The sequence below is a fragment of the Nonlabens sp. Asnod3-H03 genome, from assembly GCF_045063665.1.
Classification (GTDB): domain Bacteria; phylum Bacteroidota; class Bacteroidia; order Flavobacteriales; family Flavobacteriaceae; genus Nonlabens; species Nonlabens ulvanivorans.
Map to the genome: position 1 here is coordinate 1 of NZ_JBEFOD010000003.1, position 13,201 is coordinate 13,201.

Here is a 13,201-nt window from a genome sequence, read left to right on the forward strand (position 1 = left end):
ATGAAGATGGTGTGACAACTCAGTTAGATTTTACAGCTTTAGTTCAGAACTTAGAAACCATCACTACCCTAGTGGATAACACCGATGGTACGTTTACCTATACCAACGAAGCTGGAACGCCAGTTACCATTGATACGAATGCTGCTGAGACACTTACGACTTTAGTGCTGAATGCGGATGATACGAATCTGGATTATACCGATGAAGATGGTGTAACGACTCAATTAGATTTTACCGATCTAGTTCAGAACTTAGAAACCATCACTACCCTAGTGGATAACACCGATGGTACGTTTACCTATACCAACGAAGCTGGAACGCCAGTTACTATTGATACGAATGCTGCTGAGACGCTTACGACTTTAATGCTGAATGCGGATGATACGAATTTGGATTATACGGATGAAGATGGTGTGACAACTCAATTAGATTTTACAGCTTTAGTTCAGAACTTGGAAACCATCACTACCCTAGTGGATAACACCGATGGTACGTTTACGTATACCAACGAAGCTGGAACGCCAGTTACGATTGATACGAATGCTGCTGAGACGCTTACGACTTTAGTGCTGAATGCAGATGATACGAATCTGGATTACACGGATGAAGATGGTGTGACAACTCAATTAGATTTTACAGCTTTAGTTCAGAACTTAGAAACCATAACGACTCTAGTGGATAACACCGATGGTACGTTTACGTATACCAACGAAGCTGGAACGCCAGTTACGATTGATACGAATGCTGCTGAGACGCTTACGACATTTGTACAAGATGACACCAGCGCAACAGGAGAGATTACTTATACTGATGAAGCTGGAAATCCATCAACTGCACAAGTTGTAAGTAGTGACGCTAACAATAACATACAAGTTGGATTAGATGGTGGTGCTTTTCTTGCAGGTCCTACTATTTGTGCAGCAGGTAAAATTTTAAGCACTGGTACAGCAGCTGCTGGCTTTAATGCTACCGCTAGCTTAATTAATACGGGTGATTATCAAATCACATTTGATAATGATTTAGGAACAACTAGCTATGTTATTCAACTTACGATAACCGACTTATTAGGTGTAGGAAATGATGATCCTAATATTAGCTATTATGATCAACAATCGGATGGTTTTAAAGTTAACGTAGGAGATAATGATAATGGAGGAAGCGATAGAGCTGACTTTAATTCAGAATTTATGTTTAGTGTAATATGTTTACCTGGTTTCGGAAATGGTGGTAGCACTGGCGGTGGAGGAACTTCTACAGGCTCAGCAACACCGACAGGTACCCCAGGAACTGGCTTTAATCTTAATAATTTTGGAGACGCTGGTAATTTTCAGTTAGCATTCAACGCAGGTAATAACGGTGGTTCTACTTGGGAAACATTGATAACAAATAGGCCATATTCAACACTTCCGTCAGATTTATCTGCAACTGTTAATGGCACACTTGTACCTATTACCTTTGTTAGCGAAGATAACGGTGACGGTACTTTTAATCATTTAATTTCTAGTTCTACTCCACTACCGGCATTTAATCCAAGTGTAACTATATCAGGTGGAGCAACTGGTGGAGGCGCTGGAACACAGAATTCAGGACAATGTTCTTGTATATCATTCTTTACAAACTAGAAAAAAAATAATATCACTAAAATGAATAAATATATCCTCTTAGTAAGCTTTTTAAGTTTGAGTTATTTCGCGAAAGCGCAAACAACAAATCCTGGGCTGCTCGTAAATATTCAGAAAGCTTCACAAAGCGAAATTAATTTATACAATACTGCTGATCTAGAAATAGGAATGTTAGTCTATAATACAGATGTTAATAGAATATTTGAATATACAAATAATGGCTTTACACAAATATTAACCACAAACGACGTTAATGAAACTATTACTTCACTCGTTAATAATGGTGATGGTACATTTACCTATACTTCAGAAGATAATACGATAACGAATATCAACGGAACCGATAATCAAGTGATTACATCTACAGTTACAACTCCACTTAGTTTAGTGAACATTTCATTAGAGGATGGTGGAAATACAAATATTAATATTCAAGATGCAGATGCAGATTCCAATAATGAAGTAAACCAAACATTTGCCATAGTTGCTGGTAATATTGCACTTACTGATAATGCAGGAACTCTCAATTTACCGTTAACTGACATAGATTCAGATATTACACAAGTAGTGACAACAGGAAACACTATCTCTACTCATACAGCTGCATCAGGAACAATTACTAATATTTTAGAAACTGTAACAACATTTGAGCAAGATGATACTACAACAGCTACAGACCCAGCAGCCACTGGTGAAATCACATACACTGATGAAGAAGGAACTCCTTTCACCGCTCAAATCGTAAGTACCGAAGCCGATAATCAAATTGAAGTCGGAACTAATGGTGGTGCTTATCTCGGACCTACAGTTTATACCGGTACATTTATAATCTCTGCAGAAGGAGTAGTAACCATAACAGGTATTCCTTTTCAACCTTCACAAGTTACATTTATAGCAAATGCAAACGTTGAAAGCTTAAATATCGATTCAGATAATGGTGTCGGTAACAACGATAGAGGTATCGACAATTCATTTGGAACTATGAATGGCTTTGCAAGAAATACAGATGGAACGCTAGTACAACAAGCAATGTATTCTGGTGGACATGCAAACTCCATAAACGATAACTCAAGATATGCTAGTAGTAGCAATTGTATCGGTGTACGATATGGAAATCAAGATGGATCTAGTTTAGGAAAGATTGAAGGAGCTTTTGGCTCTTTTACTCCAGATGGGTTTAACATAACTGTAAATTACACTAATGGTGTTGTCACAGATAACAATGCTAATCCTTTAATAAACGTACAGCCTACTGATGTTAATGCTGAGGCTCTTTTAATAATATTCACAGCTTACAAATAGATTATGAAAAAGAGAACTATCATTTTTATAAGTATGTTTTTAATTTTCGCTTTCGCGAAAGCACAAACAGCACTTAAAAATAATGGAAATTTAAAAGTCCATAATAATGGTCAGATAGGTTTTCATATTGATGTCATTAATGATGGTGATTCAGTAGAAAATGAAGGCTTTGCTGGTTTTTATAATCAAAATAATCCTCTCAGCTTTAGTGGGTTGAATCAAATGAATTTTGAAAACTTTGAAGTTGATGTTGAAGATGATCTCAATCTATTTACTTCTATAGGTATCAACGAAGAAGTATTTTTTACAAATGGAAGGATTAATACACCTAGAATCAATCCTGATGTTAAATTCAAATTTCTTAATGATAATATTTATAGTGGTGAAGGTAATAATGAGCATGTAGATGGATATGCTCAATTTAACGGTGATTTTGAATTCAGCTTCCCTATCGGCGATGATTTTGAAATAAAACCGCTTATAATTGACAATTACAATAATTCTATTACCTATGCTGCTGCTTATTTTAAAGAAGATCCTAATGTACCTACGACATTTACAAACTCTTTTGACACCAGTAGCTTTCAACCTAGTTTAGATGTAATATCTACAGTAGAGTTTTGGTACTTTGATGGTTTTAAAGACCTAGACCTGACACTTACATGGACTAGTTCTAGTAACATTTCCCTAACGGCCAACAATCTAACTGATTTAAGAATTGCGGGATGGGATGATATTCAAAAAATTTGGGTAAACCTAGGTAATACTAGCACTACGGGAGATTTAAACAATGGAACTATTACCTCAAGAATACCTAACACCAATGATTATAAAATATATACTATAGCGTCTATCCTTAAAGCAGGAAATGAAATCGTAGTGTATAACGGTATGACACCAGATGGTGATGGTTTAAATGATACTTTAATTATACGAGGTATTGAAGCCCTACCTGGAAATCAACTTTATATATATAATCGATGGGGACGATTAGTATACCAAAAAGATAACTATGACAATTCTTTTGGTGGTATTGCAAATGCAAATGCAACCATTAAAAGTGATAAAGAATTGGCCGCTGGAACATATTATTACGTTCTAAAATTACCAGAACAAGAAGATTTGGCAGGATATTTTTACATTAATCGTTAATTTAATTTTAAAAATTGTCATTTTAATAACCGCCCTATTCCTTATATTTAGCCAGATTAAATATAAATGGACAACATGCAGGTAAAAAGATTATTTGACTTTCCCCTATATCAGCTTAAAAATTTTCCTAGAGAAGATTCGCTGGTAACAAAATATAACGGTGAATGGAAAAAAACATCCACCCAATCTTTTATAGATCAAGCAAACGAGATATCGAGAGGTTTAATTGAACTAGGTGTACAACCTAATGATAAAGTTGCTATTATCTCTTCTGTTAATAGAAGTGAATGGAATATTGTAGATATAGGTATCATGCAAACTGGCGCACAAGATGTACCAGTTTACCCTACCATTTCTGAAGAAGATTATCAATATGTGCTTAATCACAGTGAATCTAAGTATGTATTTGTTTCTGACGATGAAGTAAGAAACAAAGTGTTAAGCATTAAAGATCAAGTACCTTCTCTAATTGAAGTTTATAGTTTTGATAGTATCTCAGGTTGTAAAAACTGGGACGAAGTAAAACAATTGGGTGCTTCTCAAGATCATCAAGCAGAACTAGAGAAAAGAATGGCAGCAATCACAGAAGACGATTTAGCCACTCTAATATACACCTCTGGTACCACAGGAAGACCTAAAGGTGTAATGTTATCTCATAAAAACATATCTAGCAATGCGATTACTAGTGCTTCTAGATTACCTATCGATTTAGGTAGATCAAAGGCGTTAAGCTTTTTACCAGTATGTCATATCTATGAGCGCATGCTTCAATATATGTATACCTATACTGGTACAGGAATTTACTTTGCAGAGTCGATTGAAACGATTTCTGATAATTTAAAAGAAATACAACCAGAAGTAATGAGTGCTGTGCCTCGATTACTGGAAAAAGTGTACGATAAAATAATTGCAAAAGGTGCCGATCTAACTGGTATTAAAAAGAAACTATTCTTCTGGGCTGTAGAATTGGGTCTAGAATGGGAACCTTATGGTGCAAACGGTTGGTGGTATGAGAAAAAATTAGGTCTAGCTAAAAAACTGATTTTTTCAAAATGGCAAGAAGCTTTAGGAGGTAATCTTAAAGCTATAGCTAGTGGTAGCGCCGCTTTACAACCACGATTGGCAAGAGTTTTTAATGCTGCAGGTGTTCCTGTAATGGAAGGTTATGGTCTTACAGAAACCTCTCCGGTAATATCGGTAAATGATTTACGAAACGGTGGATTCAAAATAGGTACCGTTGGTAAAATATTACCTAATACTGATGTGCAAATTGCTGAAGATGGTGAGATTATTATCAATGGTCCACAGCGCATGATGGGATATTATAAAGATCCTGAAAAAACGGCACAGGCTATAGATGAAAACGGATACTTTCATACAGGAGACATAGGAGAAATAGATAGCGAAGGCTTCCTAAGAATTACAGACCGTAAAAAAGAGATGTTTAAAACATCTGGTGGTAAATATATTGCTCCACAATTAATAGAAAACACTATGAAGCAAAGCCGTTTCATAGAGCAAATTATGGTTGTAGGTGAAGGTGAAAAGATGCCGGCTGCCTTTATACAACCCAACTTTGAATTTCTTGCAGATTGGGCACAACGTAAAGGAATAGTCTATGACGATTGGAAAGACTTATGCTCACAAGAACGTATTATCAATAGATACCAAAAAGAAATCGATATCTATAACGCTAAGTTTGGAAACTGGGAACGTATCAAGAAATTTGAACTGACTCCAGAAGAATGGACTATTGAAGAAGGACACCTCACTCCTACTTTAAAACTTAAAAGACGTATCATAAAGGCACGTTATAAAGATCTTTATGACCTTATATATGGTAATTCAAAAATCTAATTACTTAACATAAACTATAGAGCTGCGCCACGTGCGCGGCTCTTTTATTTTCAATTCACAAACATTATATCCATTTGTACGCAATAGTAGATGTAGAAACTACAGGAGGAAAATTTAATGAAGAAGGCATTACAGAAATTGCCATCTATAAATTTGACGGACATGAAATTGTAGATCAATTTGCTAGTCTTGTAAATCCAGAAAAAGAAATTCAACCTTTTGTTGTTAAACTAACAGGTATTAATAACAAAATGTTAGTACGTGCTCCTAAATTTTATGAAGTTGCAAAACGTGTGATTGAAATAATGGATGGAGCCGTGTTAGTCGCACACAATGCAAACTTTGACTACCGTATGCTACGCATAGAGTTTGAACGACTAGGTTATGAATTTCAAACACAAACGTTATGTACGGTAGAACTAGCACAAAAATTAATGCCCGAGGAAGACAGCTATAGTCTCGGTAAATTAACGCGCTCTCTAGGCATACCTATAACAGACAGACATAGAGCTACTGGTGACGCACTTGCTACAGTTAAGTTATTTAAAATGTTAATGGCAAAGGATACCGATAAAACAATTATCTCTACAAGCCTTAAGTCAGAAACTCGTAAAAAAGTAGAGCCTAACCTTAAAAAATTAATAGAGAAATCTGAATCAACAACAGGTGTCTATTACTTTTATAATCAGGATAATGAATTAATATATTTAGGGAAAAGTAAAAATATTAAGAAAAGAATCACGCAACTTTTTACCAGCTCGCAACCCAAACAGAAAAAGATCAAGAAACTTGTTACCGATATCTCATTTGAAAAAACGGGTAACGAACTTATCGCATTACTTAAAGAGAATGTTGAAATTAAAAAGAACAAGCCTAAGTTTAATAAACCATTAAAAAGAAAGAACTTTTCTCACGGCCTATATTCTTTTATCGATGATCATGGCTATATAAATCTGACGGTAAAAAATATAGGAAAAGATATGGGCTACATTACTAGCTTCAGCTCTTTGAAATCTGGTAAGAACTTTCTAGAAAAAATGGCTTCTGAAAATCAACTATGCAAGAAACTGGTGGGACTTGAAAAAACTGATTCAAGTTGTGAAAATTATCCTATTGAAAAATGCTTAGGTGCTTGTATAAGAAAAGAAGACAAAGAATCTTATAACAACAGAGTTCAAGAAATTATTGATCAAAACAGTTTTGTAAATAAGAATATTATTATCGTTGACAATGGTCGCGAGGCTACAGAGCGCAGTGCAATTATGATAGAAGATGGAATCGTTTTAGGCTATGGCTTTGTTGACTTACAATTTCAAGTAACACATCCACAAGTTCTTAAAAAAGTTATTACTCCACTTTCAAATAATCTCGATTCGAGGCATATAGTACAAAGTTATTTAAGACATAAGAAAGTTAAAAGAATTATAGAGTATTAATATTACGCTTTCGCGAAAGCGTATTTGAAAAATATCATCATGGATCATAAAGGAAAATTATACCTTATTCCTGTAACATTAGGAGATATCAATCCTTTTGAAGTACTACCTCTTTCTATTAAAAAAGTGGTAGAAAACATCAACCATTACGTGGTAGAAAATGAAAAAACAGCACGTCGATTTATAAAAAGTGTTGTACCATCAAAACCACAGCCAGAACTCGTTCTATTTTCTATAAATAAATATACGGACCCATCAGAAATCCCAAGTTTTTTAGAACCATGTTTACAAGGCCATGATATGGGCGTAATGAGTGAAGCTGGCGTACCAGGAGTCGCAGATCCTGGAGCTGATGTAATAAAAATAGCTCATCAAAAAGGGATTCAGGTCGTACCACTAGTAGGTCCTAGTTCCATATTAATGGCAGTGATGGCTAGTGGACTAAATGGCCAGAATTTTGCATTTTGCGGTTACTTACCCATAGATAATATGGAGCGACGTAAAAGAATAAAAGAACTAGAAAGTCGTTCTTTTAATGAACAACAATCACAATTGTTTATAGAAACGCCATACCGAAATAATAAAATGATGGAAGAATTACTATTACAGCTTCATCCTAGTACTGAGGTTTGTATCGCTTGTGATATTACTTTACCTACAGAATTCATTAAAACGATGTCTGTGAATTTATGGAAAAAACAGGTGCCTGATTTGCACAAAAGGCCTACTATCTTTATGATTCATAAAAAGAACTAAAAAAATAAGATCGATGACGCAACCTTTTAACAATTAATACATCTATCTATCAAATAAAATACTAACTGATTAAAAACGGGAAAATTAAAAATGTTAATAAGGTAGTGACAATACCTTTAAACGATGAATTTATAGGTTCATAGAACTCATAAAATTAACTTAATTTCCCAACCTCAAAACTTACTCTTATGAAAAAGATTTTACTCGCTTTTTTATTTATTCTACCGCTTTTATCAAATGCCCAAGGTGAAGCCTCTTGGTGGTTTTTTGGTCATAATGGTGGTGTAGATTTTAATTCTGGTGTGCCGCTAGGTAACGGATCAGGTGCTTTATTCACATTTGAAGGTTGTTCAACAATATCTGATGAGTGTGGTAATCTTTTGATGTACTCTGATGGTTCTACAGTTTGGAATAGAAATCACGTTTCTATGCCTAATGGTACTGGCCTATCTGGAAATTCCAGTAGTGCACAGTCTGCTATTATCATTCCTGATTTACAAGTTAGCAATGTTTATTTTGTAGTTACAATTAGTGCCGGTGCAGGTTTACAATATAGTATCGTAAATATGAATTTAGATGCTGGTCTTGGAGATGTTGTCCCAGGTCGTAAAAACATCCAGATTCAACAAAATACACAAGAAAAAGTAACTGCGTCACTTAATGCCAATGGCGATCGATACTGGATTGTAACATTTGATGATCCGACTTACACTGCTTATCAAGCTGGTGGTGGTCTAATTGATACCAATCCAGCTCGTGTAGTAAGTTCTACTATTCCTGTAACAAGTGCTTTAACAGATGCCCGAGGTTATATTAGATTATCACCTGATGGATCTAAAATCGCAAATACTTCTATAGGTAGTGCTGGTAGTGCTTTCTTATGTGATTTTGACAATTCTACTGGTGTAGTTAGTAACCCAGTAACTTTATCTAATGGCTCGAGTGCTTCAAATAGATTTTATGGTGCTGAATTTTCTCCTAATTCACAACTATTATATTTAAACGCAAATAGTCAAGATTCAGGTAATGGTTGTGGAACTTCTAATGTTAGAGAGGTCATCCAATTTAATATAAATGGTCCAGCAGGATGGCAATCTTCTCCAGTTGCTTTAGGTAACGTAACAGGTACAGCATCTGGTCGTGGTGCTTTGCAATTAGGAATAGATGGTAAAATTTATCAAGCAAGAACTTGTTTACCTTGGTTAGGAGTTATAAGAGATCCTAACTCTTTAGGTACTGGTGCTAATTATGTGGATGATGGTGTTGCCCTTGCAGCAGGAACAACATCTAGAGAAGGTTTACCTCCATTTATTACTTCCTTCTTTGAACCATCTTTCTTAGCTACTGATGCTAACATGGGATCTGGTGGTGGAAACAATAATCCAGAAACAGATTTCTGTGATGGGACTCCTATTCAGTTTGACTCTAGTGGTAGTGGTCTTTGTGCTACAGCGACGGTAAATTGGGATTTTGGTGATGGTACTACAGATAATACCTTTAATCCTGTTCACACATTCCCAGCTCCTGGTGATTATACGGTAACACTTACTGTAACTAGTGGCTTCTATTCTAACACAGCTGTTGATGTTATCAGTATTTATGAGATCCCAGTAGCTAATGCAGTAAATAATGTTTTCTTATGTGATTCTGACATGGACGGTACTGAAGATAGAGATTTATCTACATCAGAAACTGCACAAGTGATAGGTGCGCAAACTAATCCTAACTTTGCTGTTACCTATTACCTGACTCAAAACAACGCAGATAACAATACTGGTGCCATTGCTCTACCTTACACATTCAACGTAGGTACAACAACAATTTATGCTAGAATTACAAATGATCTTAATGCAGCTTCTAGAGAGTGTTATGAAACGACTTCTTTTGACGTTATTGTAGCAAATGGATCTGGTGCAACTGCACCGGCAGATTTAGTAGTCTGTGATGATGATAATGATGGCTTCTTTACTTTTGACTTAACTTCTGTAGAAACTGAAGTATTGAACGGTCTGCCAGCAGCGCAATTCACCATTACTTACCATACTACTTTAACAGATGCCCAGAATGGTACAGCTGACATCCCTAATCCTGCTAGTTATGTGAATACGATAGCAAATGGACCAGAAACAATCTTTGTAAGATTAGAAGACATGAATCCAGGTGGATGTAATTCTACTACCGATTTTGATATTTCAGTATTTGATACTCCTACAGCAAACGTTGTTCCTGATTCATCTCTTTGTGATACTGGAAATGATAACACTGAAGATGTTACTTTAACCTCTTTTGATGCTGACGTTTTATTAGCACAAACTAATACAAACTATGTAATCACTTACCATTTAACACAAGCAGATGCTGATGCAGATACTGGAGCTCTTACTTCTCCACATAGTATGGTAGGAACAACTACATTTTATGTACGTATAGATAACTCAAGTAATGAGCCTTGTTATGATACTTCATCATTCACGATTACCTTGGACGCACAACCAGTTGCCAATACGGTAACCGAATATCGTTTATGTGATGATGTTTCCAATAATGGTTCAGAGGTATTTGATTTATCTACAAAAGATATTGAAGTATTAGGTGCTCAAAACCCAGCAGATTTTAATGTCTTATATTTTGTATCACAAGCCGATGCTGATGCTGGTATCGCTGGTGAATAATGGTTCAGAGGTATTTGATTTATCTACAAAAGATATTGAAGTATTAGGTGCTCAAAACCCAGCAGATTTTAATGTCTTATATTTTGTATCACAAGCCGATGCTGATGCTGGTATCGCTGGTGGAGCTTCACCGGTAATGCCTAGTTATAGTAGTGCAGGACAAACCATGTATGTACGTATTGAGAATGCAACTAATGCTTCTTGTTATGAAACAACAACCTTTGATTTAGTAGTAGATGATATCCCAGTTGCCGCAGCACCGATGACTTTAGTCGTATGTGACGATACTACCAATGACGGAATAGAAGATATCACCTTATCTCAATTTGATGCAGATGTGTTAAATGGTCAGACACAAACTACTTTTGTAATAAGCTATCACGCTTCTCAAGTAGATGCTGATAATGACGCGAGTCCACTACCAGCTGTTTATCAAGTAAGCTTAGGTACTACAACCGTTTATGCTCGTATTGACAACTCAGACAATGAGACTTGTGCATCAGTAGTGTCCTTTGATATAATCTTGAATGAACAAGCGATTGCAAATACAGTAACTGAATATAGAATCTGTGATGACGCTTCAAATGATGGGTTAGAAGACTTTGATCTTTCTACTAAAGATGTAGAAGTTCTAGGAGCTCAAACAGCAGCTAACTTTAATATAGAATACTTCACCTCTCAAGCAGATGCTGACTTAGGTTCTGTAGGTGGTGCGACACCATTGACAATTCCTTATAATAGTGGTGACGATACCATCTTTGTAAGAATTGAAACTATTGCAAATGCAGACTGTTACAACACCACAAGCTTTGACATCTTTGTAGATGAATTACCTATAGCTGGTACACCAGCAAATGTGATTGTTTGTGACGATCCATCTAATGATGGTGTTGAAGATGTGAACCTTGCACAGTTTGATGCTGAAATTCTAAATGGACAGACTAATCCTAGTTTTGTAGTTTCTTATCACGCATCACAAGCAGATGCTGATAATGATACCGCTGCACTAGCAAGTCCGTTTACCGTAAGTACAACGACACCTAACCTATTTGCTAGAATAGATAATGGAGATAACAACAGCTGTTATACTACCACTAGCTTCCAGTTTGTAATCAGCCCTACACCTACAGCAAATGCTGTTCAAAACATGATTGCCTGTGATGATGCTGGTAACGATGGTTCAGAAATTTTTGATCTATCTAATGCAGATGCTCAAGTACTTAACGGACAAAATGCTGCTAGCTTTAATATTACTTATCACCCATCTCAAGCAGATGCTGATGCTAATACAGCAGCACTACCTGCTTCTTACCCAAGTAGTACGACGACACCAGAAACTGTTTATGTAAGAATAGAAAGTAATACTAATACGCAATGTTATGATACCACTAGCTTTACTCTTACAGTAAGTGAGCAACCTACCGCTGGAGTAGCATTAGATCAACGTGGTTGTGATGATGTAAGCAATGACGGAATTGAGGAATTTGATTTCAGTAATGTAGATGTAGATATTTTAAATGGACAGTCTGCGGCAGACTTTACAGTTACTTATCACACCTCTCAAGCAAATGCAGACAGTGGTGCAAATGCACTTACTTTCCCATACACTAATGTATCTCAATCGCAAACTATTTATGCAAGAATTGAGAACAATGTGAATACCGATTGTTATGATACTTCTACTTTTGGAATTGAAGTATTTGCTAGACCAGTCATCGCAAATCAAGGACCTATCACTATATGTGCAGGAATTGATGAAGTGCTAGATGCAGGTGCAGGATACAGCAGCTACTTATGGTCTACAGGAGAAATGACACAAACCATTACCGTTAATCAAGGTGGTGATTATGACGTGACTGTTTTCAATGCAGACGGTTGTGATTCTACAGCAACGATCACGGTAATCGAATCTGATGTAGCCGTGATAGAACGTATCGACATCGGACAGTTTGAAGTAAATACAAATCAACTTACAGCTATCGTAACAGGTAGCGGTGATTATGAATATTCACTAGACGATTTTGTATACCAAGACAGTCCTAGATTCAACAATCTGTATCCTGGATACTACACGATTTATGTAAAAGATAAAAACGGTTGTGGAACCGTATCTATGGATGCTGTAATAATAGGTGGACCACCATACTTTACTCCTAACCAAGATGGTTACCACGATACATGGCAAGTAATTGCCATAGAAACCGTTCCAGATGCAAATATTTACATCTTTGACCGTTATGGAAAACTGATCAAGCAAATCGATGCACAAGGAATTGGTTGGGATGGAACATATAATGGTAACCCAATGCCATCTAGTGACTACTGGTATTTAGTAGAACTAAGCGATGGACGTAGCTTTAAAGGACACTTTGCCCTGAAGAGATAACCCAATAATCTATATATA

7 protein-coding genes and 1 pseudogene are annotated in these 13,201 nt (G+C 36.1%); all 8 read left to right on the forward strand.

The features are described from left to right. Positions 1-1,622: pseudogene (locus tag ACJJVI_RS00020) on the forward strand (hypothetical protein); the annotation flags it as partial. A gap of 21 nt (positions 1,623-1,643) precedes the next feature. Further along, positions 1,644-2,924 (forward strand): hypothetical protein, encoded by a 1,281-nt coding sequence (locus ACJJVI_RS00025; RefSeq protein ID WP_042249810.1) that lies wholly within the window; start codon positions 1,644-1,646, stop codon positions 2,922-2,924. Between the two features lie 3 nt (positions 2,925-2,927). After that, positions 2,928-4,076, forward strand: coding sequence for a gliding motility-associated C-terminal domain-containing protein (locus ACJJVI_RS00030; RefSeq protein WP_405349578.1), 1,149 nt, complete (start codon positions 2,928-2,930; stop codon positions 4,074-4,076). 75 nt (positions 4,077-4,151) lie between these two features. Further along, complete coding sequence (locus ACJJVI_RS00035; RefSeq protein ID WP_405349581.1) at positions 4,152-5,933, forward strand: AMP-dependent synthetase/ligase; 1,782 nt, start codon at positions 4,152-4,154, stop codon at positions 5,931-5,933. A gap of 74 nt (positions 5,934-6,007) precedes the next feature. Further along, complete coding sequence (locus ACJJVI_RS00040; protein WP_405349584.1) at positions 6,008-7,369, forward strand: exonuclease domain-containing protein; 1,362 nt, start codon at positions 6,008-6,010, stop codon at positions 7,367-7,369. A 39-nt stretch (positions 7,370-7,408) separates the two neighbouring features. Next, on the forward strand, positions 7,409-8,125 hold the full coding sequence (locus ACJJVI_RS00045) for an SAM-dependent methyltransferase (RefSeq protein WP_036578894.1): 717 nt from the start codon (positions 7,409-7,411) through the stop codon (positions 8,123-8,125). A gap of 188 nt (positions 8,126-8,313) precedes the next feature. Then, the gene (locus tag ACJJVI_RS00050) at positions 8,314-10,797 is read left to right on the forward strand and encodes a PKD domain-containing protein (protein WP_405349588.1); all 2,484 of its coding nucleotides are present in this window, start codon (positions 8,314-8,316) and stop codon (positions 10,795-10,797) included. Further along, positions 10,775-13,183 carry a T9SS type B sorting domain-containing protein gene (locus ACJJVI_RS00055; RefSeq protein ID WP_405349591.1) on the forward strand — a complete coding sequence of 803 codons (2,409 nt, stop codon included), beginning with the start codon at positions 10,775-10,777 and terminating at the stop codon, positions 13,181-13,183. The genes ACJJVI_RS00050 and ACJJVI_RS00055 overlap by 23 nt, the downstream gene beginning before the upstream one ends. The last annotated feature ends 18 nt before the right edge of the window (positions 13,184-13,201 follow it).

Bases quoted from the DNA above. Each gene is read 5' to 3' on its own strand.
- ACJJVI_RS00025 (WP_042249810.1), top strand. From the start codon at position 1,644: ATGAATAAATATATCCTCTTAGTAAGCTTTTTAAGTTTGAGTTATTTC.
- ACJJVI_RS00030 (WP_405349578.1), top strand. From the start codon at position 2,928: ATGAAAAAGAGAACTATCATTTTTATAAGTATGTTTTTAATTTTCGCT.
- ACJJVI_RS00035 (WP_405349581.1), top strand. From the start codon at position 4,152: ATGCAGGTAAAAAGATTATTTGACTTTCCCCTATATCAGCTTAAAAAT.
- ACJJVI_RS00045 (WP_036578894.1), top strand. From the start codon at position 7,409: ATGGATCATAAAGGAAAATTATACCTTATTCCTGTAACATTAGGAGAT.
- ACJJVI_RS00050 (WP_405349588.1), top strand. From the start codon at position 8,314: ATGAAAAAGATTTTACTCGCTTTTTTATTTATTCTACCGCTTTTATCA.
- ACJJVI_RS00055 (WP_405349591.1), top strand. From the start codon at position 10,775: ATGCTGGTATCGCTGGTGAATAATGGTTCAGAGGTATTTGATTTATCT.